General features: G+C 71.3%; 20 protein-coding genes and 1 other RNA gene. 16 read left to right on the top strand and 5 right to left on the bottom strand.

Annotated features, from left to right (window positions below; genetic code table 11):
• Positions 1–45: 45 nt before the first annotated feature.
• The 9 genes from DEJ12_RS12075 (at position 46) to DEJ12_RS12035 (ending at position 9,762) form a co-directional block, all read left to right on the top strand.
• Positions 46–2,703 (top strand): phosphoenolpyruvate carboxylase, encoded by a 2,658-nt coding sequence (locus DEJ12_RS12075; protein WP_111030171.1) that lies wholly within the window; start codon positions 46–48, stop codon positions 2,701–2,703.
• Between the two features lie 347 nt (positions 2,704–3,050).
• Positions 3,051–4,259, top strand: coding sequence for a multidrug effflux MFS transporter (locus DEJ12_RS12070; protein WP_258370639.1), 1,209 nt, complete (start codon positions 3,051–3,053; stop codon positions 4,257–4,259).
• Between the two features lie 59 nt (positions 4,260–4,318).
• Positions 4,319–4,654, top strand: a complete 336-nt coding sequence (locus DEJ12_RS12065; RefSeq protein WP_017886068.1) for an STAS domain-containing protein — start codon at positions 4,319–4,321, stop codon at positions 4,652–4,654.
• Positions 4,654–5,067, top strand: coding sequence for an ATP-binding protein (locus DEJ12_RS12060; RefSeq protein ID WP_035808261.1), 414 nt, complete (start codon positions 4,654–4,656; stop codon positions 5,065–5,067). The genes DEJ12_RS12065 and DEJ12_RS12060 overlap by 1 nt, the downstream gene beginning before the upstream one ends.
• Before the next feature lie 129 nt (positions 5,068–5,196).
• Entirely contained in the window at positions 5,197–6,180 is a 984-nt protein-coding gene (locus tag DEJ12_RS12055) for an AraC family transcriptional regulator (RefSeq protein ID WP_111030169.1), read from the top strand.
• Between the two features lie 64 nt (positions 6,181–6,244).
• The gene (locus DEJ12_RS12050; RefSeq protein ID WP_111030168.1) at positions 6,245–6,859 is read left to right on the top strand and encodes an alpha/beta hydrolase; all 615 of its coding nucleotides are present in this window, start codon (positions 6,245–6,247) and stop codon (positions 6,857–6,859) included.
• A 106-nt stretch (positions 6,860–6,965) separates the two neighbouring features.
• Positions 6,966–8,045, top strand: coding sequence for a hypothetical protein (locus tag DEJ12_RS12045; protein ID WP_111030167.1), 1,080 nt, complete (start codon positions 6,966–6,968; stop codon positions 8,043–8,045).
• 134 nt (positions 8,046–8,179) lie between these two features.
• Positions 8,180–9,025: a Nif3-like dinuclear metal center hexameric protein gene (locus DEJ12_RS12040; protein WP_111030166.1), complete on the top strand. Its 846-nt coding sequence runs from the start codon at positions 8,180–8,182 to the stop codon at positions 9,023–9,025.
• Positions 9,026–9,027: 2 nt separating this feature from the next.
• Positions 9,028–9,762 carry a zinc ribbon domain-containing protein gene (locus DEJ12_RS12035; RefSeq protein WP_027465445.1) on the top strand — a complete coding sequence of 245 codons (735 nt, stop codon included), beginning with the start codon at positions 9,028–9,030 and terminating at the stop codon, positions 9,760–9,762.
• A gap of 402 nt (positions 9,763–10,164) precedes the next feature.
• Here the strand turns inward: DEJ12_RS12035 and rnpB are convergent.
• From rnpB to map, 3 genes are all read right to left on the bottom strand, one after another.
• Positions 10,165–10,525: RNase P RNA component class A (gene rnpB, locus DEJ12_RS12030), an RNA gene on the bottom strand.
• 142 nt (positions 10,526–10,667) lie between these two features.
• Positions 10,668–11,417 (bottom strand): polyphosphate--glucose phosphotransferase, encoded by a 750-nt coding sequence (ppgK, locus tag DEJ12_RS12025; protein WP_027465446.1) that lies wholly within the window; start codon positions 11,415–11,417, stop codon positions 10,668–10,670.
• A 41-nt stretch (positions 11,418–11,458) separates the two neighbouring features.
• Positions 11,459–12,322, bottom strand: a complete 864-nt coding sequence (map, locus tag DEJ12_RS12020; protein WP_071403965.1) for a type I methionyl aminopeptidase — start codon at positions 12,320–12,322, stop codon at positions 11,459–11,461.
• A 179-nt stretch (positions 12,323–12,501) separates the two neighbouring features.
• Here map and DEJ12_RS12015 point away from each other — a divergent pair, with 179 nt between their 5' ends.
• The 6 genes from DEJ12_RS12015 (at position 12,502) to DEJ12_RS11990 (ending at position 22,341) form a co-directional block, all read left to right on the top strand.
• On the top strand, positions 12,502–12,681 hold the full coding sequence (locus DEJ12_RS12015) for an SPOR domain-containing protein (protein ID WP_111023013.1): 180 nt from the start codon (positions 12,502–12,504) through the stop codon (positions 12,679–12,681).
• 125 nt (positions 12,682–12,806) lie between these two features.
• Positions 12,807–14,144: a type I glutamate--ammonia ligase gene (glnA, locus tag DEJ12_RS12010; RefSeq protein WP_111030165.1), complete on the top strand. Its 1,338-nt coding sequence runs from the start codon at positions 12,807–12,809 to the stop codon at positions 14,142–14,144.
• Between the two features lie 36 nt (positions 14,145–14,180).
• Complete coding sequence (locus tag DEJ12_RS12005; RefSeq protein WP_111030164.1) at positions 14,181–17,132, top strand: bifunctional [glutamine synthetase] adenylyltransferase/[glutamine synthetase]-adenylyl-L-tyrosine phosphorylase; 2,952 nt, start codon at positions 14,181–14,183, stop codon at positions 17,130–17,132.
• A 571-nt stretch (positions 17,133–17,703) separates the two neighbouring features.
• A complete protein-coding gene (locus tag DEJ12_RS12000; RefSeq protein ID WP_111030163.1) occupies positions 17,704–19,338 on the top strand; it encodes a glycosyltransferase family 2 protein in 1,635 nt (544 codons plus the stop codon).
• Positions 19,331–20,917, top strand: coding sequence for a glycosyl hydrolase (locus DEJ12_RS11995; protein WP_111030162.1), 1,587 nt, complete (start codon positions 19,331–19,333; stop codon positions 20,915–20,917). The genes DEJ12_RS12000 and DEJ12_RS11995 overlap by 8 nt, the downstream gene beginning before the upstream one ends.
• A complete protein-coding gene (locus DEJ12_RS11990) occupies positions 20,914–22,341 on the top strand; it encodes a UDP-glucose/GDP-mannose dehydrogenase family protein (RefSeq protein ID WP_071403961.1) in 1,428 nt (475 codons plus the stop codon). Before DEJ12_RS11995 ends, DEJ12_RS11990 begins: the two co-directional genes overlap by 4 nt.
• A gap of 530 nt (positions 22,342–22,871) precedes the next feature.
• On the opposite strand, the gene glnA (DEJ12_RS11985) is transcribed toward DEJ12_RS11990, so the two are convergent.
• Positions 22,872–24,296: a type I glutamate--ammonia ligase gene (gene glnA, locus DEJ12_RS11985; protein ID WP_027465453.1), complete on the bottom strand. Its 1,425-nt coding sequence runs from the start codon at positions 24,294–24,296 to the stop codon at positions 22,872–22,874.
• A gap of 141 nt (positions 24,297–24,437) precedes the next feature.
• On the opposite strand from glnA (DEJ12_RS11985), the gene DEJ12_RS11980 reads away from it, so the two are divergent.
• Positions 24,438–24,893 (top strand): RDD family protein, encoded by a 456-nt coding sequence (locus DEJ12_RS11980; protein ID WP_071244549.1) that lies wholly within the window; start codon positions 24,438–24,440, stop codon positions 24,891–24,893.
• A 677-nt stretch (positions 24,894–25,570) separates the two neighbouring features.
• On the opposite strand, the gene DEJ12_RS11975 is transcribed toward DEJ12_RS11980, so the two are convergent.
• Positions 25,571–26,287: a DUF4191 domain-containing protein gene (locus DEJ12_RS11975; RefSeq protein ID WP_027465455.1), complete on the bottom strand. Its 717-nt coding sequence runs from the start codon at positions 26,285–26,287 to the stop codon at positions 25,571–25,573.
• Positions 26,288–26,403: the final 116 nt, after the last annotated feature.

The raw sequence follows: 26,403 nt of genomic DNA, 5'->3' as shown, positions 1-26,403 counted from the left end.
GCTGGGACCCGGGACCAGCCTCCCGGACGACCCGGAAAGGACTCCATGACGGCGATCGACGGATCTGCACGCCACGAGCGCGCGCGGGACGACGTCAGCGGTGCGGTCGACAGTGACCTGCGCGCCGACGTCCGGTACCTCGGCAACCTCCTCGGCCGGGTGCTGCGGGAGAACGGGGGCGACGAACTGCTCCACGACGTGGAGTCGTTGCGCGCCGCCGTGATCGACGCCTACGAGGGCGACCACGCCGAGGGCGCAGCGCGTGCCCAGGCGATCGTCTCGGGCATGTCGGCCGAACGCGCCGAGGCCGTGGCACAGGCGTTCACCACGTACTTCCACCTGACGAACCTGGCCGAGGAGCACCACCGCGTGCGGGTCCTCCGGCAGCGCGGTGACGACGGTGGTGTGGCCGGCGACTCGTTCCCCGCCACCTACGCCGAGCTCGTCGCCGAGGTCGGCGAGGCCGAGGCCGCCGAGCGCCTCCGCACCATGCGGTTCCACCCGGTGCTGACGGCCCACCCGACCGAGGCCCGCCGCCGCGCGGTCACCACGGGTGTCCGCCGCATCACGGACCTCATCGACGAGCGTGACCGCGCCCGGAACGCGACGGCCCGCGCCGAGAACGAGCGCCGCCTGCTCGAGGAGATCACGACCCTCCTGCGCACCTCGCCGCTCCGCACCACGCGGCCGACCCCGCTCGACGAGGTCCGCACCGCGATGAGCGTGTTCGACCAGACCCTGTTCGAGATCGTCCCGCAGGTGTACCGCCTGCTCGACGACCGGCTGCAGGGCGACGACGCCGGCCGTGCATCCGTGATCGCCCCTGCGTTCGTGCGCTTCGGCACCTGGATCGGCGGCGACCGCGACGGCAACCCGCACGTGACGGCCGACGTCACCCGCCAGGCCGCCGAGATCGCGGCGGAGCACATCCTGCTCGGCCTCGCCCGCGCGACCACCCGCATCGGCAGCGCCCTGACGCTCGACGCGAGCGACACCCCCGCCGACGCCGGCCTCACCGCCCTCGTCGCCGCGCAGGAGTCCCTCGACCCGGGCATCGCCGAGCGCATCGGCGTCCGCGCACCGAACGAGACCCACCGTCGTGCGCTCCTGTTCGTCGCCGCGCGCATCGACGCCACCCGGACCGGCACCACGCCGCTGGCCTACGACGGCCCCGAGGCGCTGCTGGCCGACCTCCGCACGATCCAGGCGTCGCTCATCGTCGCCGGCGCGATCCGCCCGGCGAACGGCGAGCTGCAGAACCTGATCTGGCAGGTCGAGACCTTCGGGTTCCACCTGGCCGAGCTCGAGGTCCGCCAGCACTCGCAAGTGCACCGCACGGCCCTGGCGGAGATCCGCGCCGGTGGCGAACTGAGCGAGACCACCGAAGAGGTCCTCGCCGTCTTCCGCACGATCGCCGGGCTGCAGTCCCGCTACGGCGTCCGCGCGGCGAACCGGTACATCGTGTCGTTCACGCAGTCCCCGGCCGACCTGGCGAACGTGCACGAGCTCGCGGTCGCCGCGCTCGGGTCGGCCGAGGCTGCGCCGGTTCTCGACGTCATCCCGCTGTTCGAGACCTTCGCTGACCTGCACGCCAGCGTCGACATCCTCGACGAGGCGGTCCGCACCGAGGCGTTCCAGCGACGTCTCGCCGCGACCGGCCGTCGGCTCGAGGTCATGCTCGGCTACTCGGACTCGTCGAAGGACGTCGGCCCGGTGTCCGCGAACCTGGCGCTGTACGACGCGCAGGCCCGCATCGCCGACTGGGCCCGAGACAACGACATCGAGCTGACCCTGTTCCACGGCCGGGGCGGTTCGCTCGGCCGGGGCGGCGGTCCCGCCAACGAGGCCGTCCTCGCGCAGCCGCCGGGATCGATCGACGGCCGGCTCAAGCTCACCGAGCAGGGTGAGGTCATCTTCGCCCAGTACGGCGACCAGGACATCGCCGCGCGCCACCTCGAGCAGATGGCCTCGGCGACGCTGTTCGCGTCGACGCCGTCGAACGAGGCGCGGACCGCCGCCGCGGCCGCCCGGTTCGCCGACCTCGCCCAGCAGCTCGACGACGTCTCGCGCGTCGCGTTCTACGACCTGGTCAAGGCCGACGGCTTCGCGCCCTGGTTCGCCCGGGTCACCCCGATGGAGGAGATCGGCCTGCTGCCCCTCGGCTCCCGCCCGGCCCGTCGTGGCCTGTCGGTGGAGTCGCTGGAGGACCTCCGCGCCATCCCGTGGGTGTTCTCGTGGACGCAGGCGCGCATCAACCTCGCCGGCTGGTACGGGCTCGGCTCCGCGCTCGAGGCCGTCGGCGACGTCGATGTCCTCCGCGCCGCCTACGCCGACTGGCCGCTCTTCGCCGCGATGATCAAGAACGTCGAGATGTCGCTCGCGAAGACCGACGAGCACATCGCCCGCCGGTACCTCGAGCTCGCCGACCGCGACGACCTCGCCGCGAAGGTGCTCGACGAGATGGTCCGCACCCGCGACTGGGTGCTCCGCGTCTCCGGCGGCAGCGACGTGCTCGAGGACCGACCCGTCCTCGCCCGCGCCGTGCGCCTCCGCAGCCCGTACGTCGACGCACTGTCGCACCTGCAGCTCCGTGCGCTACGTGCCATCCGCACGTCCGGCAGCACGGACCCGACGGACGCCGACCACCGGCTCCTGCTGCTCACCGTCAACGGGATCGCGGCCGGCCTGCAGAACACGGGCTGACGCCCCCACCCCACGGACAGGAGGCCCGGTGCCAGCTGGCACCGGGCCTCCTGTCCGTCCGCGCGCACGTCCCGGGCCGCGCCGTCGAGTGGTCACGAGGCGTCGGCTGCGCCGTCGCCGGGCGACGGAACGTGACCACTCGGCGGACGTGAGCGGGGTGTCGTGACCACTCGCGCCGCCGGACGGGAGGCCCGTGGCGGGCCTGCACCGGGCCTCCTGTCCGTCCCCGCGCACGTCGCAGGGCCGCACTTCGTGAGCAGGAACGGTCGCCTCCGGCACCGGGAACCGACCGTTCCTGCTCACGAAGTGCCCGTCGAATCGATTCGGGGACGCGTAGCGTGTCCGAGGTGACGACGGAGCGCAGCCTGGGACCGACGACGACCGTGCTGCCCCCGATCGTGCCGCTGGCGCTCATCGTCGGGGTCTCGCCGTTCGCGACGGACATGTACATCCCCGCACTCCCGGCCATCGCGCGCGACCTCGACACGACGCCCGGCGCCGTGCAGCTGTCGCTCACGGCGTTCCTCGTGGCCTTCGCGGTCGGCCAGCTGCTCGTCGGACCGGTGAGCGACGGGATCGGTCGTCGGCCGATGCTCGTCGTCGGGACCGCCCTGTTCGCCCTCGCGTCGGTCGGCTGCGCGCTCGCCCCCGACGTCGTGACGCTCGTGGTGGCCCGCGTCGCCCAGGGACTCGCCGGAGCCGCGGGCGCTGTGGCCGGTCGGGCGATGGTGTCCGACGTGACGAGCGGCACCCGGATGGCGAAGGTGTTCGGCACGCTCGCGGCCATCAACGCGATCGGACCCGTGGTGGCCCCGCTGGCCGGGGGAGCGGTGCTCACGGTCGGCACGTGGCGGCTCATGTTCGTCGTGCTGGCCGTGCTCGGCGCCGTGTTCTTCGTGGCCGTGGTCCTGCGGTTCCGCGAGACCCTGCCGCCGGAGCGGCGTGGCGGGGTCGGGTTCGCGGCCAACGGGCAGCGGATCCGCGAGCTCCTGGCGATCCCGCGGTTCCGGGCCTACGTGCTGAGCGGGGTGCTGTCGACGGTGGGGTTCTTCGCGTACATCGCGACGAGCTCGTTCGTGTTCCAGTCGGAGTTCGGGTTCTCCGAGGGGCTGTACACGCTCGTCTTCGCCACGAACGCGTCGATGATGATCGTCACGACGCTGCTGTTCGGTCGGCTCGTCGGGCGGTTCAGCGAGGACGCCCTGCTGACCCTGGGCCTGGTCGTCGGGACGGTCGGGGCCACGGCCGTGCTGGTGTCGGCGCTCCTCGGGCTCGGGCCGGTGCCGGTGTGGTGCGGCCTCGCGGTCGTGACGGCCGCGTGGGGCTTCGTCCTGCCGGCGGCGATGACCCGCACGCAGCACGTCGGCGCGGCGCACCCGGGCACGGCGGCTGCCCTGCAGGGCGGCCTGACCTTCGGCATCGGCGGTCTCGGCACCCCGCTCGCCGGCGCCCTCGGCGGCACCGCACTGGCGATGGGCGGGGTGATGGCAGCGCTGATGGCCGCGGCCGTCGTGGTCCAGGTGACGGCGACGCGGCGAAACCGGTCCCACAACTGAGGGGCTGAGCCGGTAGGTTGCTGGTTGCAAGGCGCACCGATCTGAGGAGACCCACCGAGATGGACATCGTCGTACACGAGGCGGAGACCGACACCGCCGTCCTGGAGTGCAGCGGCCGGCTCAACATGGTCTCCGCGCCCACCTTCCGCGAGACCGTCGCCCAGATCGTCGGCAACGGGCGTTCGCGGCTCGTGGTCGAGCTCTCCGGGGTCGAGTTCATGGACTCCTCCGGCCTCGGCGCCCTGGTCGGCAGTTTGAAGACCGCACGTCAGGCCGGCGGCGACCTCCGCATCGCGGCGCCGTCGGAACAGGTCCAGATGGTGCTCAAGCTCTCCAACATCGACAAGATCCTGCGGACGTACCCCGACGGGGACGCCGCGGTGACCGACTGGTGATGACCGCCCCCGTCGCCGAGCACATGCTCGCACTGGCGTGCCCCCCGGACGACGTGTCCGCCGTGCACGACTTCCTCGCAGGCGTCTGGCAGCACGAGCCGTCCGTCGCCGCCGAGGACCGGATGGCCCTCGAGCTCGCCCTGGTCGAACTCACCTCGAACGTCATCGAGCACGGCGCCCGCCCGGACGGTGTCTCGTGCGAGCTCCGGCTCGAGATCGGCGACGAGCGCTTCCAGGCGCTGCTCTCCGACGACGGGGTCGCGGCGACGGTCGATCCCGACGCCGCCGTGCTGCCCGACGACTTCGCCGAGGGCGGTCGCGGGCTCGCGCTCGTCCGCATGGTCGTCGACGACCTGCGGTACGAACGCGTGGCCGACCGGAACCGCTGGACGGTGCTTCGCTCCCGGCACTGAGCGGGAGCACGGCCGTCACACACCGACCGGAGCCACCGGTCGTCCGCCCAGCGCACTCCGTGGGCCGCAAACCGCAATGACTGGTCGCCGATTGTCGCGTTTCCCGGATACCGTGTCACGATTCGCGCGATGACTGTCGAGCCTGATCCCCGGATCCGGTTCGAGACGTCCGGCGCCGGACTCGACGCGGCCGTGCAACTGTACGAAGAGGCCTACGAGAGCACGGGGTTCTCGGCGTCCCGGACCGATCGTCCGTTCGCGTACCGGTTCCAGGTCGTTGGCGACGGATCGATGACCTTCCGCTCCACCCGGTTCGACGGGCGGATGCAGGGCGAGGTCGAGGTCCCCGACGAGTACGTCGTGATGTGGACGTCGGACGGCGGTGGCCGCGTCGACGTCGGTCGCCAGGAGGTCGACTTCGCACCGGGGGCCCCGCGGGTGTTCCCGACGCGGCGTCCCTTCGTGTTCGACCTGCAGGACGTCCGCCAGAGCCTCGTGCAGTTCGACCGCACGTACCTGGAGGGCGTCGCCGCCGAGGTGCACGGCACCCGGCCCGGCCCCCTCGTGTTCGACCACACCGCAGTGCCCCGGCCCGAGGACCTCCGCGCCTGGAACGCCCGGGTGCAGCGCGCCGCGGCGATCGTGCTCGGCCCGGCACCGCTCACCGCACTGGCCCTCGCCGAGACCGTGCGGGAGACTGCGCTGGCGTTCCTCGACACGTTCCCGCACGAGACCATCGCCCCCGACGTCGCGCTGCCACAGGGTGCCACTGGTCGTGTGCGCGAGGCCGTGGAGTTCATGCACGCCTTCGCCCACACGCCCGTCACGACGACGGACGTCGCCGAGCACGTCGGCCTGAGCGTCCGGGGGCTGCAGCAGGCGTTCCAGCGGCAGGTCGGAACGGCGCCCAACGCGTTGCTGCGGGGGATCCGGCTGGACCGCGTGCACGAGGAACTCCGCCGCGCGTCGGCGGGCGACCTGACGGTGGCGAGCGTTGCCTTGCGCTGGGGCTTCGCGCACCTCGGCCGGTTCTCGGCGGCGTACGCGTCCCGCTTCGGGCAGTACCCGCGCGACACGCTGCAGCAGCCCCGGGGCGCGATCCCGCAGCTCTGAACAGGGCAGGGCACCGCGCGTCACACTCCGGAACGGTGCCTCGCTTCTTCGCTACGCTGCCCCGGTGAGCAGACCGCGACCGTGGGTGATCGTCCCCGGCATCTGGAACTCGGACCCGGACCACTGGCAGTCCGTCTGGGAGCGGGAGCAGCAGGACGAGCACGACCAGCGCGGCCAGCACGACCAGCACCAGCAGCGCGCCGCCGTCCGCATCGCCCCCGCCTCGTGGAGCGACCCGGACCCGGATGACTGGCACGCCGCGATCTCCACGGCCGTGGCCTCGTGCCCGGAGCCCCCGGTCCTCATCGCCCACAGCCTCGGTGTCCTGGCCGTCGCCGACTGGCTCGCCACCACGGCGCACGCTCCCGCGCTCGTCGCCGGTGCCTTCCTCGTCGCCCCGCCCGACCCACTCGGCGACACGTTCCCGGACGAGGCCGCGGGCTTCGTGACACCGCGCCCGGTGCCCCCGGCCCAGCGGGTCCCGACGCGCCTCGTCGTGAGCGACGACGACCCGTACTGCAGCGCGGACCGGGCACTCGTGTTCGCCGATGCGATGGGTGCGGACGTCGTCCGTGTCGGCGCTCTCGGGCACGTGAACGTCGCGAGCGGCGTGGGGGACTGGCCCGCGGGCCGGGAACTGCTGCGGGCGTTCGAGGACGGCCTGCGCCCACCTCGGTGACGACGGGCGCGACACGCCGCTCAACTCCGCCGCGATATGGCAGGCGGTGCAGCGACACACCGCGGATGTCCCGCGTTTCGGCCCGCGCGATATTTATCCTTCGGACATGGAGACCCAGTCCGGCGCACGCACCCCGCTCGTGGACCCGTTCGGCCGCGAGCTCGAGGAGTGGCTCCGCGACGCACCGGCGACCCGTGCCCCGTACGTGCCGGACCTCGTCGTCCCGCCCGTCACCGGCCCCGTGCAGCGCCCCGGTCACGCCGCGAGCAGCAGCACCGCCGCCGCAGCGACCGCCGATGCGACGACCGCCGACCAGCTGACCCTCCCGGCGCACGTCGCCACCCCGGCACCGGCCGACGAGACGACCCCGTCGGCACCCGTCGCCGCCCCCGCGTTCCGCCGCGACCGCGCCCGCCACGCCGCCGTCTGCGCCCCGTCGTTCCCGGAGCCGCCGGAGCGTCTGGCCCTGCGCATCGAGGACCTCGCGGTGGAGGTGTCGTCGTCCACGGGCCGCAGCAGCATCGAGCGCATCGTCCTGCTCGAGGACGAGGTCCGCCGCCGTGACGAGGACCTGGCTCGCCTCGCCGCGTGGGAGGCCATCGTCGCCGACTCCGACGACCCCGAGGTGACGGCCGCTCGCGCCTTCGCCCACACCGTCTTCGCCGACCTGCTCACCGACGCCGCCGCCGAGGCGGACCGCCGCGACCGTGCCGCAGCCCGCCGCGCAGCGACCGCGCCGGTGGCGCTCGTCACCCGGCCGGCACCCGTGCCGACCCGCGCAGCACCGAGCGTCCCCGCAGCAGCGCAGGCCGCACCCACCGCGGAAGCCGCGCCGGTGGTGGCACTCGTCACCCCGGAACGCGACGAACCCGTCCGACCGGTGCTGGGCCTCCCGGCCGTGTCCCCGGTGTCCGCGGCCACGCGACCCACCCCGCTCGTCCTGCCCGCCACCGGGCCGACGGTCATCGACCGCGCGGCCTTCGCCGCAGCGCTCACCGCGCACCAGGGCGTCACCGCGAGCACGCCGGTCGTCCTGCCGGACGCCGTCGCCGCGCCCGTCGTCCCGGCCCACGTCGTGGACGCGACGGAAGCCGACACCGACACCGACACCGCGGCAGCGCCGGCCCCGGCCGGCTGGTGGTCGCGACTCGTCGACCGCCTGCTCGGCCTGCTCGGTCGTCGCTGACGACCCGCGGCCGCGGCGCGGTCGGCTGCACCGCTTCCGGTCACAAGGCTTCCGGCTGCACTGCCTGGAGGCCCGGATCACCCCACACGGACCGGCTGCCCCGTCCGGGGCGGTCGCCTCGGTAGACTGACGGGATGCCGACGCTCCGCGAACTCCAGGCCGTGATCGAGGACCTGTGGCCCGCCGCCGGTGCCGAGTCGTGGGACTCCGTCGGCCTCGTCGCGGGCGACCCGGACGCCACCGTCGAGCACGTGCACCTCGCCGTCGACGCGGTCCCCGCCACCGCCCGTGAAGCCGTCGAACTCGGTGCCGGGCTCCTGCTCACGCACCACCCGTTGCTGCTCCGCGGGGTGACGACGATCGCCGAGTCGACCTACAAGGGCAGTGTCCTGGCGACCCTCGTGCGCGGCGGCAGTGCCCTGCTCGCGGCGCACACCAACGCCGACGTCGTGACGACCGGCACCTCGGCTGTCCTCGCCGACCGACTCGGGCTCACCGAGCAGCGACCGCTCGACGCCGGAGCCGACCCCGACACGGGCATCGGTCGCGTCGGCGTGCTGCCCGAGGGGACGACCCTCGGCGCCCTCGCCCGGAAGCTCGTCGACCTGCTGCCGCCCACGGCCACCGGCGTCCGCGTCTCCGGTGAGTTCAACCAGCCCGTCCGCACCGTGGCGCTCTGCGCGGGTGCCGGCGACTCGCTGCTCGGCCACCCCGCCGTGCTCGACGCCGACGTCTACATCACGAGCGACCTGCGGCACCACCCGGCCTCGGAGTTCCGCGAACAGGCGCTCCTCGGCGGCGGGCCGGCGCTCATCGACACCTCGCACTGGGCCACCGAATGGCTCTGGCTCGACGTCGCCGCAGAGCAGCTGCGCACCCGGGCCGGGGTCCGCGTCACCGTGAGCGACCTCCGCACCGACCCGTGGGACTTCGCCGTCCTGCCGGCCGCCGAACCCACCACCCCCACAGAAGGAGCCTGACCATGAAGGCAGCACCCGAGGACCAGGTCATCCTCCTCGACGTCCAGCGTCTCGACAACGACGTCACCCGCATCGCGCACCGCATCACGTCGTTGCAGAAGGGCGACCAGCTGACCGAGCTGAGCAAGCAGGCCGCGGCGCTCCGGAGCGAACTCGTCGCCGCCACCGGCGAGGTCGAGGACGCCGAGCGCGACCTCGCCCGCCTGGAGTCCGACACCGCGGTCGCGCAGGCCCGTGTCGAACGCGACACCACGATGCTGCAGAACGTCGCGAACGCGAAGGACGCCGCCGGACTGCAGAGCGAGCTCGACTCGCTGCAGCGGCGCATCGGCGGCCTCGAGACCGCCGAGCTCGAGATCATGGAGAACCTCGACGGGCTCCGCGCCCGGGTCGGTGACATCGAGGCGAAGCTCGCCGACGTCGAGGCCGCCCGCGGTGGTCTGGTCGCCGAGCGCGACGCCGAGATCGCCCGGCTCACGGCCGACCGCGAGTCCGCCGAGCAGGCCCGCGCCGACGTCGCCGCCAAGGTGCCGGCTGAGTTGCTCGCCCTGTACGACCGGCAGCGTGCGCGCTACGGCTTCGGTGCCTCGCTGCTGCAGGGCGGCGTGTCGACGGCCTCGGGCGTGGCCCTCAACAACTCCGACCTGCAGACCATCCGCCGGGCTGCGCCCGACGACGTGGTGCTGTGCCCCGACAGCGACGCGATCCTGGTGCGGACGGCCGAGTCCGGGCTGTAGACGCGAGCGACGTCCGTGGCGGAGGCGCGGTGCCAGCTGGCACCGCGCCTCCTGTCCGTTCGGGGCTGGTCGCAACGCGTCGGGCGCGTGCCGCCGAGCGGCCACGAACTGTCGGCTGCGGCCGTGCCGGCCGACGGTTGGTGACCGCTCGGCGACCCTGAGCGGGGAGTCGTGACCGTGCGTGCCGCCTGACGGGAGGCTCGTGGCGGCGCCGCACCGCGCCTCCCGTCCGTCGTGGGCTGGTCGCAACGCGTCGGGTGCGTGCCGCCGAGCGGTCGCGAACGGTCGGCTGCGGTCGTGCCGGCCGACGGTTGGTGACCACTCGGCGAACCTGAGCGGGGAGTCGTGACCGCGCGCGCCGCGCGCGACGTCCGCGTGGACCGACGCGGCACGGAGAAGGGGCGAATGGGCCGGCCGTACGCCGGGTTCTGTCCCGCCGCTTGCACGGCGGTGACGGCCATCTCTCTCGGACCGACGTTGCCGTCGGCCTCCAGCGGTCTACCCGAGGACTCGGCGAGCAGCCTCAACGTCCTCTGTCTGACCTTGCTCCGGGCGAGGTTTACCGAGCGGATCCGGTCACCCGGACCCCTGGTGGTCTCTTACACCACCGTTTCACCCTTACCGACGTTGCCGCCGGCGGTCTGCTTTCTGTGGCACTGTCTCGCGGATTGCTCCGGGTGGGTGTTACCCACCGCCCTGCTCTGTGGAGCCCGGACGTTCCTCGGCGCTCCCGGGGGAGCGACGCGACCGTCTCACCGACCCATTCGCTGGAGCGAGTCTACCCGGCTCCGCGGCGCCCGATGCGAGGGGAGCCCCACGCACACGCGTACCTGATGAGAACGGGCGTACCTGGTCGGAAGTTCCGACCAGGTACGCCCGATTCGACCAGGTACGCCCGACCCGGACTAGACGCTGCGCGCCGCCAGGGTCGCGGCACCGATGATGCCGGCGTTGTTGCGGAGCGTCGCGGGGATGATGTCGGCCTGCAGGTCGAGCAGCGGGAGGAACTCCTCGTACTGCTTCGAGACCCCGCCGCCGACGACGAAGAGCTCGGGGGAGAGCAGGGCCTCCAGCGTCGAGTAGTACTTCTGCAGGCGCTTCGCCCAGTGCTTCCACGACAGGTCGTCGCGCTCCTTGGCGGCGAACGAGGCGCGCGACTCGGCGTCGTGCCCCTCGATCTCCAGGTGCCCGAGCTCCGAGTTGACGATGAGCACGCCGTCGTTGATGAGCGCGGTGCCGATGCCGGTGCCGAGCGTCGTCACGATGACCAGGCCGTCCTTGCCCTTGGCCGCACCGAACTGCTGCTCGGCGAACCCGGCGGCGTCGGCGTCGTTGACGAAGTGGATGGAGCGGCCGAGTTCCTTCTCGAACAGCGCCTCGGCCTCGAAGCCGATCCACTTCTTCGACACGTTCGCGGCGGACATCGTCTTGCCGTCCCGCACGATCGCCGGGAAGCAGACCCCGACGGGCACGTCGTCACCGGGGGCGAGCTCACCGATGATCTCCTTGACCACCGCCGTGATGTCCTGGGGCTTCCCGCCCTCGGGCGTGGCCTTCTTGATGCGGTCCGTGGTGAGGGCGCCGGACGCGACGTCGACGATCGCGCCCTTGATGCCCGTACCACCGATGTCGACGCCGACTGCGAGGGAGGTCATGAGGTTGTCGTGCCTTTCGGTTGCCTGCCGGAGGTGTCCGGTCAGGAGACGGTGAGGAGCTCCGCGCCGCGTTCGGTGACGACGAGGGTGTGCTCGAACTGCGCGGTCCACGACTTGTCACGGGTCGAGACCGTCCAGTCGTCGGACCAGATGTCGGCCTCGATGCCGCCGAGCGTGAGCATGGGTTCGATGGTGAACACCATGCCGGGTTCGATCACCGTGTCGTACTGCGGTGCGTCGTAGTGGGGGATGATCAGGCCGGAGTGGAACGCCCGACCGACGCCGTGTCCGGTGTAGTCGCGGACGACGCCGTAGCCGAAGCGCTTCGCGTACGCCTCGATCGCGCGGCCGATCACGTTGACCTGCCGGCCCGGGGCGACGGCCTTGATACCGCGACGCAGTGCCTCTTCGGTCCGGGTCACCAGGTCCGACACCTCAGGTGCTGCCTGCCCGACGACGAACGTGCGGTTCGTGTCGCCGTGCATGCCGTCCTTGTAGGCGGTGATGTCGATGTTGACGAGGTCGCCCTCCTGCAGGACGGTGTCGTCGGGGATGCCGTGGCAGATGACCTCGTTGAGGCTCGAGCAGAGCGACTTCGGGTAGCCGCGGTAGCCGAGGGTGGAGGGGTAGGCACCGTGCGCGACGACGAACTCGTGCCCGATCCGGTCCAGCTCGTCCGTGGTCACACCGGGGCGGATGGCTTCGCCGACGGCGTCGATGGCCTGCGACGCGATGCGCCCGGCGACCCGGATGCGCTCGACCTCGTCCGGCGTGTAGGTGTCACCGAGGCCGTGCTCGTGGGGCTCGACCTTCCCGACGTACTCCGGACGCTCGATGTCCTTCGGGACGGCGCGGTGCGGGGAGATGCGGCCGGCGGTCAGGTGTCCGTGTTCGTCCCGGGGCATGCGGACCACTCTAGCCGCGGCGCGACGCGCCGAGCGCAACCGCCCCGCGGCGCGACGCGCCGAACGCAACCGCCCCACGGTGCGGCCCGACGGGGTGGACGTGAGTGCCTGGAGGCCCGGTGCCGGTCCGCCGGACCGGCACCGGGCCTCCAGGCGGTCACGTGGGTACGGTGGGCGGCATGAGCGAAGAACGCATCGAGTCCCAGTGGTGGTTCAACGACAAGACCGGCCAGGTCGAGCAGGGCCCGCAGTCCCCGCAGCGCGACCGGATCGGCCCGTTCGCGACGCGCGAGGAGGCGCAGCACGCGCTCGACCGCATCGCCGCGAACAACGAGAAGTGGGACGCCGAGGACCGCTGAGCACCGCGGCCGGCGCTCCGCCGGCGCCCCGGTGACGGCGCGTCGCACGGCCCCGCGCACACCGCCGGACCACTAGCCTGGGACGAGGCCCGCCAGCGGCCACCCGATACACGGAAAGGTCGTGCATGGACAAGCAGACGGACTTCGTGCTCCGCACCATCGAGGAGCGCGGCATCAAGTTCATCCGACTCTGGTTCACGGACGTCATCGGGACGCTGAAGTCGGTGGCGATCGCCCCGGCCGAGGTCGAGGGCGCGTTCGCCGAGGGCATCGGGTTCGACGGCTCCGCGATCGAGGGCCTCACCCGTTCGTACGAGGCCGACGTCCTGGCACACCCGGACCCCTCGACCTTCCAGATCCTGCCGTGGCGCGGCGAGATCGACCCCACCGCGCGGATGTTCTGCGACATCACGACGCCGGACGGGCAGCCCGCCGTGGCCGACCCCCGCAACGTGCTGAAGCGCACCCTGGCCCGGGCGAGCGACCGAGGGTTCACGTTCTACACGCACCCCGAGATCGAGTTCTACCTGCTGAAGAGCCGCGAGTGGAAGGGCGGCGGACCGCAGCCCGTCGACCAGGCCGGCTACTTCGACAACGTCCCCGGCGGCAGCGCGCACGACTTCCGCCGCCGGTCCGTCCGGATGCTCGAGGACCTCGGCATCTCGGTCGAGTTCTCGCACCACGAGGCCGGCCCCGGGCAGAACGAGATCGACCTCCGCTACGCCGACGCACTGACGATGGCGGACAACATCATGACCTTCCGCACCGTGGTGAAGGAAGTCGCGATCGAGCAGGGCGTCTACGCGACGTTCATGCCGAAGCCGATCTCCGGCCAGCCCGGTTCCGGCATGCACACCCACGTCTCGCTGTTCGAGGGCGACCAGAACGCCTTCTACGAGGCCGGTGGCCAGTACCAGCTGTCGCAGACCGCCAAGCACTTCATCGCCGGGGTGCTCAAGCACGCGCCGGAGATCACCGCGGTGACGAACCAGTTCGTCAACTCGTACAAGCGGCTCTGGGGCGGCGACGAGGCCCCGTCCTTCGTCACCTGGGGCCACAACAACCGCTCGGCCCTGGTGCGCGTGCCGCTCTACAAGCCGAACAAGGGCCAGTCCTCGCGGATCGAGTACCGCGGCATCGACTCGGCGGCGAACCCGTACCTGGCGTACTCGCTGCTGCTCGCCGCCGGGCTCAAGGGCATCGAGGAGGAGTACGAGCTCCCCGCCGAGGCCGAGGACAACGTGTGGAGCCTCAGCGACTCGGAGCGCCGGGCGCTGGGCTACAGCCAGCTGCCCGCGAGCCTCGACCACGCGCTGAGCCTCATGGAGGACTCCGAGCTGGTGGCCGAGACCCTCGGCGAGCAGGTGTTCAACTTCGTGCTGCTCAACAAGCGGCAGGAGTGGAAGCGCTACCGCGACCAGGTCACCCCGTTCGAGCTCGACACCAACCTCGGCGCGCTCTAGAACCGAGCGCCCTGATCCCTCGGGAGCACGTTCCACATGACCGGTCGGACGACGACGTCACGTTCGGAGCTGGCCCGTCTGGGGTTCGCCGACCTGTCGGAGAGCCTCGAGCGGGCTGCCGACCTGGAGGCCCGGTTCGGCCCCGACGTGCCGCTGCCGGTCGCCGGGTCTGCCGCGCTCTGGGGCGGCACCGCTGATCCGGACGGTGCCCTGCGGATGCTCGAGCGGCTGCTCGAGCGCGCGCCGGACGAGCTCCGCCCCGTCCTGACGGACGACGTGGCGACCGAGCGCCTGATCCGCCTGCTCGGCGCCTCGATCGGTCTCGGGGAGTTCCTGCACCGGCGTCCCGCCGAGCTGGCACTGCTGCTCGAACCGGTCGGCGAACCGTGGTCGCAGGAGCGGTACACGGCGTCGCTGACCGAGGCCGTCGACGGTGCCACGGGTGAGGACGCCCGGATGCGCCTGCGGGTGCGCTACCGCCGGCACCTGGCCCAGATCGCCCTGTTCGACGTGCTGCACGCCGTGCCGACCGATGCCTTCCCGGCCGTCGCGGCGGGACTCGCCGACCTGGCGGGCGCCACCCTCGACGCCGCCGTCGACATCGCCCGGCGCGAGGTGCCGTTCCCGGCGGCCGACGTCGCGGCGACCCCGCTCGCGGTGATCGCGATGGGCAAGGCCGGTGCGCGCGAGCTCAACTACGTCAGCGACGTCGACGTCATCTTCGTCACGGAGCCCACCGACGACGTCTCCACCGACCGGGCCGTCCTCGTCTCCACCCGCATCGCGATCGCCGCCATGCACGCGATCACCGACCTCGCCGCCGAACCCGCCCTGTGGGAGGTCGACGCGAACCTCCGGCCCGAGGGCAAGGACGGTGCACTCGTCCGCACCCTCGACTCGCACGTGGCGTACTACGAGCGCTGGGCGAGGGGGTGGGAGTTCCAGGCGCTGCTCAAGGCCCGCCCGATCGCCGGATCCGCCGATCTGGGTGCCCGGTACGCCGAGGCCGTCGCGTCGTTCGTGTGGAACTCCTCCACCCGGCCGGGATTCGTGGAATCCGTGCAGCGCATGCGTGAGCGGGTGACCGAGCACATCCCCGACGCCGACGTCGACCGGCAGCTCAAGCTCGGCCCCGGTGGCCTGCGGGACGTCGAGTTCACCGTGCAGCTCCTGCAGCTCGTGCACGGCCGTGACGACCCGTCCGTGCGGGTCCGGTCGACGCTCGAGGCGATGGACGCCCTGACCGACGCCGGGTACGTCGGCCGTGCCGAGGCCGCTCGGTTCGGCCCGGACTACGCGCTGCTCCGGGTGCTCGAGCACCGCATCCAGCTCCGGCGCCTGCAGCGGACGCACCTCATGCCCTCCGACGAAGAGGAGCTGCGGGTGCTCGCCCGGTCGAGCGGCGTCGCGGCGTCGGCGCCGGCGCTCGAGGCCCGCTGGCGCGCCGTGAAGCTCGAGGTCCGCGGGCTGCACGAGCGCCTGTTCTACCGGCCGCTGCTGTCCGCGGTGGCTTCGACCGAGGACGAGATCGTCCTGACCAACGACCAGGTCGTCGACCGGCTCGCCGGCGTCGGGTTCGTCGACCCCGCCGGAGCCGTCGGCCACATCCGCGCCCTCACGCAGGGCACGAGCCGGCGCGCGGCGATCCAGCGGAACCTGCTCCCGGTGCTCCTGCGCTGGATGGCCGAGGGGCCGGCGCCGGACCGTGCGCTGCTGGCCTTCCGGCGGTTGAGCGACGGGCTGGGGGAGTCGAGCTGGTTCCTCCGCATGCTGCGCGACTCGTCCGGTGCCGCACACTCGCTCACCACGGTGCTGTCCGAGTCGGCGTTCCTGTCCGGGCTGCTCGAGCGGTTCCCCGAGGCGGTCGCCTGGCTCGACGAACCCGAGGCGCTCCTGCGTCCGCGGCCGATCGAGTCCCTGCTCGCCGAGATGACCGCGACCACCGCCCGGCACGGCAACGACGTCGACGGCTCCGCGGCGCTGCTCCGGTCGGCCCGACGTCGGGAGACCCTGCGGCTCGGCATGGCCGCCGTGCTCGGCTCCCTCGACGTCGACGGGCTCGGCCCGGCCCTGAGCGACGTCACCGAGGCCACCCTCGCCGGCGCCCTCGCGCTCGCCCGCCGGGACGCGCCCGAGGGCTTCGAGTTCGGCATCATCGCGATGGGCCGGTACGGCGGGCGGGAGCTCGGCTTCGGGTCGGACGCCGACGTGCTGTACGTGTACCGGGCCCCCGACCTGGCGCCCGAGGTCGCGTCCCGGACCGCCCAGACCATCGTGCGCGAGCTCAACCGCCTGACCGAGGACACGATCCACCCGCTCGACCTCGACATCGATCTGCGCCCCGAGGGCAAGAACGGGCCGGTCGTGCGCACGCTCGAGTCCTACGGCGCCTACTACGCCCGCTGGTCGCTCACGTGGGAGGCGCAGGCGCTCCTCCGCGCCCGCGGTGCCGTCGGTGACGCACAGCTCCTGCGTGACTTCGAGCACCTCGCCGACCGCACCCGGTACCCGGAGCGGATCGACGACCACCAGGTGCGTGAGGTCCGCCGCATCAAGGCCCGCGTCGAGTCGGAGCGGCTGCCCCGCGGCGCGGACCCGGCCCGGCACCTCAAGCTCGGCCGCGGGTCACTCAGCGACGTCGAGTGGTTCGTGCAGCTCCTGCAGCTGCAGCACGCGCTCGAGATCCCGTCGCTCCGCACCACGTCGACGCTCGAGGCGCTCGACGCCGCGGTCGACGCCGGACTGGTCGGCGCCGAGGACGGCGAGCGGCTCGGGGCCGCCTGGCGCTTCGCGTCGCGCACCCGCAGCGCCCTCGTGTTGTGGTCGGGGAAGACCACCGACGTGCTGCCCGTCGACCGCGTCCAGCTCGAGGGTGTCGCACGGCTGATGGAGTACCCGCCGGGCTCCGCGAGCCGCCTCGAGGACGACTACCTCGGTGTCACGCGGCGCGCCCGACAGGTGTTCGAGCGCGAGTTCTACGGCGCCTGACCCGCCCGCGACACGGCGCCTGACCCGCCGGCGACGCAGCACCTGACCCGCCGCCGACGCAGCGCCGAGCACCCCGCGACACGCCCGAGCGTCTGCGGACGGACCCGACCTGAGCAGCCATCGAAGGTTAATTCTCCGTGTCGCACGACGTCCCCCGACGACACCCCCTTCGTACCCCTGTTCGAAACAGAGCCCGGCTCGTTACCGGGCCGTGACCGAACTCCCACCGGACCGCCAGGGGACCTTTTCCGACGTCCCCCGACACGCCGCGTGACCACCTGCTGACCTGGGCTTTCCGCCGAACCCGACCCGTGCCTCCAGGCCGCACCTGTCGCCCATCGGGGCGACCCTGCGTCGAGGCGTGGTCCGCAGGAGTGCTGTCAGCACCACGGGGGACCACTCCGACCGGCCGAGAGGGGGACCGGTGTGTACCCCGTAACGCGCCCGTAACGCCCCCGGACGGGGGCCGCGTTGCGCGCGCGTTCAGGTTCTGCATCAATTGCATCACCCGAACCGGCCCTGATTCCCCGATGAAGCGGAATCTCCACCTCGAACGTTGAAGCAGGGATCAGTGTTCACCTTCATTCTGCAGATCAGGCAGATGGTCGAAGGCCACCCCGAGTTCTACCTGTTCGCCGTGTACTCCGCGGTGATCTGGTTGCTCTGGTTGCTCAAGGTCGTCATCTCCGCCCGCTACCGCCCCTTCACCGGCACCTTCGTCGGTACCACCAGCGTCGTCGTCCCCGTCGTGGACGAACCGCTCGACCTCTTCCGTGACGTCATCGGCCGCATGGTCGAGCAGCAGCCCGGCGAGATCATCGTCGTCATCAACGGTGCCCGCAACGAGGCCCTCGAGGAGGTCTGCGACGAGTTCGCCCCGCTCGTCCGCTGGACCCACACGCCCATCCCGGGCAAGCGCAACGCCGTCAAGGTCGGCACCGAGATGTCCAACGGCGACATCACCGTGCTGGTCGACTCCGACACCGTCTGGACCCCCGGCGCGCTCGAGGAACTCCTCAAGCCGTTCGCCGACGAGTCCGTCGGTGGCGTGACGACCCGGCAGCGCATCCTCGAACCGGAGCGCAGCTGGATCACCCGCTGGGCCGACTGGCTCGAGAACTCGCGGGCGCTCTACTCGATGCCGGCACAGAGTGTCCTCGGGCAGATCGGCTGCCTGCCCGGGCGCACCATCGCCTTCCGCCGGAGCATCCTCATGCGGGTGATGGACCGGTTCATGCACGAGAAGTTCATGGGCGTGTTCCTCGAGGTCTCCGACGACCGGACGCTGACGAACCTCACGCTCAAGGAGGGGTACCGGACCGTCTACCAGTACACGTCGCTGGTCTACACGGACGCCCCGCTGCAGGTGAAGAAGCTGTTCAAGCAGCAGCTCCGCTGGGCCCGCGGCTCGCAGTACAACACGCTGCGGATGCTGCCGTGGATGCTCGGCCACGCGCCGGTCCTCGCGGCGTTCTTCATCACCGACATCATCCTGCCGTTCATGCTCTTCGGCGTGATCGCAGGCTGGATCTACCGTGCCTTCACCGGCCAGGGCGAGAACCTGTACCAGGGCATCCTGTCGCAGTACGGCTTCTCGACCGGGTTCGTCTACGTCGCGGCGCTCATGGTGATCTCGAGCGTGCTGAGCATGGCGATCCGCCAGATGCGGCACCTGTCCGAGAAGCCGAGCGACTTCTTCCGCCTGCCGATGTTCATCATCGTGTCGACGTTCTTCCTGATGCCGATCCGGCTCATCGGCTTCTTCCGCCTGGCGCACGCGTCCGGCTGGGGGACCCGGGCCGGTGCCTACGCCGGTGGTCCGATGCAGGAGGACCCGGCGGACGCCGTCCAGCCGCTGTCCTCCACGGCGCAGGTCCCGGTCAGCCCGATCGACGCCGAACGTGCCCGGTCGGCCGGGTCCGGGCAGGCGGGTTCGGGCGCTGGTTCGCCCGCTCCGCTCGAGACCGTCGACCAGGTGGCCGTGGACCGTGCGTTCGACGAGCTCTTCGGCGCCGACGCGGCGACCAACTCCACCACCACCGTCCTCGCCACCCGCCGTGAGGCCGCAGCCGCGGTCGCGCAGCAGGAGGCCCAGCGAGCAGCCGCGCCGGCCCCCGCCCGAGCCCGCCGGTACAACCCGTACGCAGCGATCCCGTACGTGATCGGCATCGCGATCTTCGCCCTGGAGGCGTTCCTCATTGTCTGACTTCATCCGTTCCTCGAGTGCTTGGTGGGCGCAGTCCAGCAAGCACGCCCGCCGGACGGCCATCGGCACGACGGCCATCGTGCTGGCGCTCGGCCTCATCACCTGGTCGGTGTGGATCTCACCCTCCGGCCCCGTCTCGACCGCCGTGCACCAGGCGCTCGGCGTCGAGGCGCCGAAGGCCAAGAAGGTGTCCGCCGCCGAGCTGCAGACGCAGCTCGACGCCGCCCAGGAGCGCATCTGGTCGCTCGAGGGCAAGCTCGACTCCCGCACGGCCCAGGCCGGGTCGCGTGGCGACCAGATCTCGGAACTCAAGGCGCAGATCGCGTCGCTGCAGTCCCAGCTCGGTGCCGCGAAGGACTCGGGAGGCTCGTCCAACGTCAACGCCGCGGGTTCCGGCAGCGGTGGCTCGGGTTCCGGCGGGTCCGGTGCCGGTTCGGCCGGTGCGTCCGGGTCCGGCTCGGGCTCGTCCGACAACGGGTCCGGCAGCGGCTCCGGTTCCGGCAACGGATCCGGGTCCGGCTCCGGTTCCGGCAACGGCGGTGGCTCGAAGCCGAACCCCGGTCCCTCGACCGACCCGGGTGCCACCCCGGTCGTCACGCCGACCAAGGCAGAGATCCTCGGTCAGCAGTCGCGCTGGTACGGCCTGTACACCGCGCAGTCCCCGTTCAACTGGGCCGAGTACGACGAGGTCTCCCGCCAGGTCGGCACCGCGTCCAACATGACCGGCTTCTTCCAGGGCTTCGACCAGGAGTTCAACGCCCCCGCGGTGCAGCGCTCCTGGGCCAACGGCCGTGTCCCGCTCATGACGTGGGAGACGGTGCCGGCGCAGACCGGCAACGACCAGAAGTACGTCCCCGGGTACACCAACGACGACATCTCCGGTGGATCCTTCGACGCCTACCTGACGAAGTACGCCAAGGCGCTGGCGGCCAACGGACAGCCGATGGTCATCCGTCTCGACCACGAGATGAACGGCTCCTGGTACAACTGGTCCGAGGGTGACGCCCAGAAGAACCCGGCCGGCTCCTACAAGAAGATGTGGCAGCACGTGCACGACGTCTTCCAGGCGAACGGCGCGAACAAGTACGTCATCTGGGACTGGTCCCCGAGCCGCATCGACAAGCTCGGCAACCCGAAGTACCAGACGCTCGACTACATGCAGCAGTACTACCCGGGTGCGGACTACGTGGACTGGGTCGGCATGAGCGGCTACTACCGCGACGCCACCGAGCAGCCGACGTTCGGCACGACCTTCGGAGCGACGCTCACGCAGCTCCGCCAGATCGCGCCGGGCAAGGGCATCATGCTCAACGAGATCGGGGCGACCGAGACCGGCACGAGTGTCGCGAACCCGCAGAAGACGCAGTGGATCAACTCGCTCTTCGATGCGCTGGCGGACCCCGCCAACAAGGACATCGTCGGCTTCGCGTACTTCAGCGAGACCGCGACCACCATCATCGACGGCAAGCGCACCACGAACGACTGGCGTCTCAACTCCCGCGCAGATTCCCTCAAGGCCTTCGCCGAGGGCATCAAGCGCAACGACATCGACTACGACCTGCAGGAGGTCACGCAATGAGCGAGTCCAAGAAGTCGACCGCATCGGCCGACACCCGCCCCGCACCCGTCATCAGCGTCATCGGCACCGGCTACCTCGGCGCCACCCACGCGGCCGCCATGGCCGAGATGGGCTTCGAGACCATCGGTGTCGACATCGACCCGTCGAAGCTCGCCGCACTGTCCGCCGGTGAGGTCCCGTTCTTCGAGCCCGGTCTGCCCGAGCTCATCACGAAGCACGTCGCCAGCGGCAAGCTCCGCTTCACCTCCGACATCGCCTCGGCCGTCGCGGCTGCGGACGTCCACTTCGTCTGCGTCGGCACCCCGCAGAAGGCCGGGTCGCACGCCGCGAACCTGGCCTACGTCGAGAGCGCCACCCGGGGCGTCGCCGAGAACCTCACCCACCCGGGCCTCATCGTCGGCAAGTCGACGGTCCCGGTCGGCACCGCAGCGCGACTCCGCGGCATCGTCCGCGAGTTCACCCCCGCCGGCATCGACGCCGAGCTCATCTGGAACCCCGAGTTCCTGCGTGAGGGCAAGGCCGTCGAGGACACCCTGCACCCGGACCGTCTGGTCTGGGGCGGAGCCTCCGAGGCCGCCGACGCCGTGATCCGCGAGGTCTACGCCGCACCGATCAGCGAGGGCACCCCGGTCATCACCACCGACCTCGCCACCGCGGAGCTCGTCAAGGTGAGCGCCAACGCGTTCCTCGCCACGAAGATCTCGTTCATCAACGCGATCTCCGAGATGTGCGCCATCACCGGCGCCGACGTCTCCACGCTCGCCGACGCCCTCGGCCACGACGCCCGCATCGGCCGGAAGTTCCTGAACGCCGGCCTCGGCTTCGGCGGCGGCTGCCTGCCGAAGGACATCCGGGCGCTCATGTACCGCGCGAACGAGATCGGCGCGGGCCAGGTCGTCGGCCTCATGCAGCAGGTCGACGAGATCAACATGGGGCAGCGCCAGCGGGTCATCGACATGGCGATCGACTCGGCCGGGGGATCGGTGCTCAACCGTCGCGTGGCCGTCATCGGTGCCGCGTTCAAGCCCCTGACCGACGACGTCCGGGACTCCCCGGCGCTGAACGTCGCCGCTGCGCTGCACCTCCGCGGCGCCCAGGTGACGCTCTGGGACCCGGAGGCGATGGAGCCCGCGAAGCGCTCGTTCCCGACGCTGAGCTACGCCGCGTCGATGACGGACGCGATCGAGGGCGCCGACGTCGTCCTCGTGCTCACCGAGTGGGACGACATCATCACCGCCGACCCGGTCGCCCTCGGTGACCTCGTCGGGCGCCGCGTCGTGATCGACGCGCGCAACTGCCTCCCGGTCCTCGACTGGGTGAAAGCGGGGTGGACCGTCCGTTCCCTGGGACGTCCCACGCCGGTCACGGGTGCACCCGTGAGCGTCGCAGCGGGGACGAACGACGCGTTGGCCACGAGCCGCTAGTCACCGTTCGCGAGACGGGGTCCGTGCCGGGCGGCGCGGGCCCCGTTCCCGTGCGCCCGGGGGCTGGTCTGTTCGCGCGGTTCCGGGCGTCCCTGGTCGAATCGGGCGTACCTGGTCGAATCGGGCGTACCGGGTCGAATCGGGCGTACCTGGTCGAATCGGGCGTACCTGGTCGGAAGTTCTGACCAGGTACGCCCGATTCCGCTTTCCAGTCCGGCTGCTATGGGAAGGAACGTGCGCCGCGACCGCCTGGAGGCCCGGCGCCCGCCCGCCGGACCGGCACCGGGCCTCCAGGCGGTCGCGTCAGCACCCCGCGCGCACGGTGGCAGCGTCCTCTCGCGAAAGCGACTGAATCCCGCGGAACGTTCGCGGCGTTCTGTCGCTCTCGCGGGTGCCAGCGCCCTGGCCGACAGCGCACTGTCGCTTTGGCATACACACGAAGGGCCCCGCACCTGACGGTGCGGGGCCCTTCGTGTGGTGTCAGCGAGACTCAGACGCGCATGCGCAGAGCGCGAGTGCGTCAGCGAGACTCAGACGCCGAAGTACAGCTCGTACTCGAACGGGTGCGGGCGCTGGGCCAGCGGGAGGATCTCGTTCTCACGCTTGTAGTCGATCCAGGTCTGGATGAGGTCCTCGGTGAAGACGTTGCCCTTCGTGAGGAACTCGTGGTCCGCCTCGAGCGCGTCGAGCGCCTCGTCGAGGGAGCCGGGGACCTGCGGGATGCCCTTGGCCTCCTCGGGCGGGAGCTCGTAGAGGTCCTTGTCGACCGGCTCGTGCGGCTCGATGCGGTTCTGGATACCGTCGAGGCCCGCCATCAGCTGCGCGGCGAAGGCGAGGTACGGGTTGCCGGAGGCGTCGGGCGCACGGAACTCGATGCGCTTGGCCTTCGGGTTGGTGCCCGTGATCGGGATGCGGATCGCCGCCGAGCGGTTGCCGGCCGAGTAGACCAGGTTGACCGGAGCCTCGAAGCCCTTGACCAGACGGTGGTACGAGTTGATCGACGGGTTGGTGAACGCGAGCAGCGCCGAGGCGTGCTTCAGGATGCCGCCGATGTACCAGCGGGCGAGGTCCGACAGACCGCCGTAGCCGTTCTCGTCGTAGAAGAGCGGCTTGCCGTCCGACCAGAGCGACTGGTGGGTGTGCATGCCCGAGCCGTTGTCGCCGAAGAGCGGCTTCGGCATGAACGTGGCGACCTTGCCCCACTGGTCAGCCGTGTTCTTGACGATGTACTTGAACTTCAGGATGTCGTCCGCGGCGTGGACCATCGTGTCGAACTTGTAGTTGATCTCCTGCTGGCCGCCGGTGCCCACCTCGTGGTGCGAGCGCTCGAGCTCGAAGCCCGCGTCGATCAGCTTGAGGGTGATGTCGTCGCGCAGGTCGGCGGTCTTGTCGACCGGCGACACGGGGAAGTAGCCGCCCTTGTACGGGGTCTTGTTGGCGAGGTTGCCGCCCTCTTCGTCACGACCGGTGTTCCAGGCGCCCTCTTCGGAGTCGACCGCGTAGAAGGACTCGTTCTGCGTGACCGAGTAGCGGACGTCGTCGAAGATGTAGAACTCGGCCTCGGGGGCGAAGAACGCGGTGTCCGCGATGCCCGTCGACGCGAGGTACTTCTCGGCCTTCTTAGCCACCTGGCGCGGGTCGCGGCCGTAGATCTCGCCGTTCCGCGGGTTGTAGATGTCGAAGATCATGATGAGCGTGCGCTCGGCGCGGAACTGGTCGACGTACGCCGTGGTGACATCGGGGATCAGCTGCATGTCGGACTCGTGGATCGACGCGAAGCCGCGGATGGAGGAGCCGTCGAACAGCTGGCCGACCGAGAAGAAGTCCTCGTCGACGGTGGATGCCGGGATGTTGAAGTGCTGCTGCACACCGGGCAGGTCCGTGAAGCGGATGTCGAGGAACTTGACGTCGGTGTCCTTGATGAAGGCCAGGACCTCGGAGGAATCGCTGAACATGGGGCCGATCTCCAATGGGTTGGGTGATGTCGGAGGCACCGGTCAAGGCACCTCCGACGAGGCTATTGACACGGGGTTTCCCGGACATGACTGGTTTGTTTCGGGCGTGTTACGCCCGGGCTGTCGCCTACGCTGGGGACCATGGCCCGCAGCACCCCCAGTCCGTCCGCGCCCTCCGAGCACCCGGACGGATGGCCGGGCAAGGACCTCGGTCTGCCCGAGTCCGGGCCCCGGAGTGTCGGGCGGATCGGGCGGCGGGTCGTCGCGCTCCTCATCGACGGCGCACTTGCTGACCTGGTCGCCTACGTCACCGGGGTCTGGTCGCCGGTGAACGGTTCGGGCGACATCGCGCACTCCTGGGTGCAGATCGCCATCTTCGCCGTGCTGCAGATCGTGTTCATCTGCCTGCTGTCCGGGTCGTTCGGGCACATCTGCGTCGGACTGCGCGTCGTCCCGATGCGCGGGGGCTACGTGGGGGTGTGGCGGCCGATCCTCCGGACGGTGTTGCTCTGCCTGGTGGTCCCGGCGCTCATCATCGACCGCGACAGCCGGGGTGCGCACGACCGCATCGCGGGGACGGTGCTCGTCCGCCGCTGAGCCGGGGCTCGGCTGGTCGGCTGGTGCGGCGCGCGGGCGGTGGCCGTCGGCACCGTGCGAGGTTGCTCGTCGGGTGCGAGGTTGCGTACTCCGTGCGTGCTCCGTCCCTTCGCACCGAGTACGCAACCGCGCACCATGCAGGGCTCAGCCGCTTGCCGTCGCACCGTGCGAGGTTGCGCGACGGGTGTGAGCGTGCCCGTCCCGTGCGCCGTCGGAGTCCCGCACCGAGCTGGCAACCTCGCACGCCCCGTGCGCCGTCGGAGTCTCGCACGGAGCCGACAACCTCGCACGGTTCAGGGCCGGGGCCGCGCCCTCGCACCGTGCGAGGTAGGGCGCCGGGCATGCGCCGCTCGCCCTCGCACCGTGCGGGGTTGCTCATCGGGTGCGAGCAGGCACGCCCCGTGCGCCGTCGAAGTCCCGCACCGAGCTGGCAACCTGGCACGGTCCAGGGCCGGTGCCGCGCCGTCGCACCGTGCGAGGTTGCTCACCGGGTGCGAGTCGGCCCGCCCCGTGCGCGGTCGGAGTCCCGCACCGAGCTGGCAACCTCGCACGGTTCAGCGAAGGTCGCACGGTGCGGGACTCGCGAACACCCCCGCCCCCGCCGGCACTCCACGCACGCACGAGAACGCCCACGACCAGATCTGGTCGGGGGCGTTCTCGTGTGCGGAGGGCTTCGGTCAGCGCGGCCGTCCGGCGCGAGCCCGCATCGGGTCCATGCCCTTCGGGATCGAGGCCGCGGGGCTCTGCGTCAGCGAGTCGAGACGGTTCGCGACCGCCAGGACCTCGTTGCGGTTGAGCGACTTCTTGAGCTTGTTCATGGCACGGGGCAGCTTGTGCAGCGTCAGGCTCTCACCGGTGCCGTCACCCACGTGCAGCACGTGCACGGCGACGTTCGGGACGATGCGCTGCACCTTGCGGCGCTCCTCGTCGACCTGGCGGTTGAGGTTGCCACGCTGGCCCTCGGTGATCAGGACGACGCCCGGGCGACCCACGGCGCGGTAGACCGCTGCCTGCGAGCGACCGTGCACCGCGACCGGCATCTCGCTCGAGCGCCACTGGCGACGGAGCGAGTTCGACAGCACGGCACCGACGGCGCCGGGCTGGCCTTCGATCTGCGAGTATGCGGCGCGTTCGGCCAGACGACCGAGCACGATGAGGAAGAGCAGCACACCGAGCAGCACACCGGCGACGATCCACAGGACGATCGCCAGCCAGTTCTGCCCCGGCAGGAGCAGCGCCAGCAGGACACCGAGGACGACCGGGCCGACGAAGGCGAGGGCGAACCACCAGACCGACGACGGGTCGGCCTTTCGGGTCATCTGGAAGACCTGGAACATCTGCTTGAGACGCCCCGGCTCCTTCGCCTTCTTGTCTGTGGAAGAGCTGCGTGCCATGCGAACAGGATACGGCCTCCGTGCGCCGGGGGAGACCGTCGCGTGTCGGGCTGTGCGCGAACACGTCTTGTCCACAGGTGGTGCGGGAGAGCCTGGAGGCCCGCCGCGCCACCGCC

Origin of the sequence: Curtobacterium sp. MCLR17_059, from assembly GCF_003234665.1 — a bacterium.
Lineage (GTDB): Bacteria > Actinomycetota > Actinomycetes > Actinomycetales > Microbacteriaceae > Curtobacterium > Curtobacterium flaccumfaciens.
The sequence above is the reverse complement of the archived record's forward strand: the minus strand, read 5'-3'. Positions and strand labels throughout refer to the sequence as shown.

Excerpts from the sequence above, each read along its gene's own strand:
- DEJ12_RS12075 (WP_111030171.1), top strand. The coding sequence starts at position 46 with ATGACGGCGATCGACGGATCTGCACGCCACGAGCGCGCGCGGGACGAC.
- DEJ12_RS12065 (WP_017886068.1), top strand. The coding sequence starts at position 4,319 with ATGGACATCGTCGTACACGAGGCGGAGACCGACACCGCCGTCCTGGAG.
- DEJ12_RS12060 (WP_035808261.1), top strand. The coding sequence starts at position 4,654 with ATGACCGCCCCCGTCGCCGAGCACATGCTCGCACTGGCGTGCCCCCCG.
- DEJ12_RS12055 (WP_111030169.1), top strand. The coding sequence starts at position 5,197 with ATGACTGTCGAGCCTGATCCCCGGATCCGGTTCGAGACGTCCGGCGCC.
- DEJ12_RS12045 (WP_111030167.1), top strand. The coding sequence starts at position 6,966 with ATGGAGACCCAGTCCGGCGCACGCACCCCGCTCGTGGACCCGTTCGGC.
- DEJ12_RS12040 (WP_111030166.1), top strand. The coding sequence starts at position 8,180 with ATGCCGACGCTCCGCGAACTCCAGGCCGTGATCGAGGACCTGTGGCCC.
- DEJ12_RS12035 (WP_027465445.1), top strand. The coding sequence starts at position 9,028 with ATGAAGGCAGCACCCGAGGACCAGGTCATCCTCCTCGACGTCCAGCGT.
- ppgK (WP_027465446.1), bottom strand. The coding sequence starts at position 11,417 with ATGACCTCCCTCGCAGTCGGCGTCGACATCGGTGGTACGGGCATCAAG.
- map (WP_071403965.1), bottom strand. The coding sequence starts at position 12,322 with ATGCCCCGGGACGAACACGGACACCTGACCGCCGGCCGCATCTCCCCG.
- DEJ12_RS12015 (WP_111023013.1), top strand. The coding sequence starts at position 12,502 with ATGAGCGAAGAACGCATCGAGTCCCAGTGGTGGTTCAACGACAAGACC.
- glnA (WP_111030165.1), top strand. The coding sequence starts at position 12,807 with ATGGACAAGCAGACGGACTTCGTGCTCCGCACCATCGAGGAGCGCGGC.
- DEJ12_RS12005 (WP_111030164.1), top strand. The coding sequence starts at position 14,181 with ATGACCGGTCGGACGACGACGTCACGTTCGGAGCTGGCCCGTCTGGGG.
- DEJ12_RS11990 (WP_071403961.1), top strand. The coding sequence starts at position 20,914 with ATGAGCGAGTCCAAGAAGTCGACCGCATCGGCCGACACCCGCCCCGCA.
- glnA (WP_027465453.1), bottom strand. The coding sequence starts at position 24,296 with ATGTTCAGCGATTCCTCCGAGGTCCTGGCCTTCATCAAGGACACCGAC.
- DEJ12_RS11980 (WP_071244549.1), top strand. The coding sequence starts at position 24,438 with ATGGCCCGCAGCACCCCCAGTCCGTCCGCGCCCTCCGAGCACCCGGAC.
- DEJ12_RS11975 (WP_027465455.1), bottom strand. The coding sequence starts at position 26,287 with ATGGCACGCAGCTCTTCCACAGACAAGAAGGCGAAGGAGCCGGGGCGT.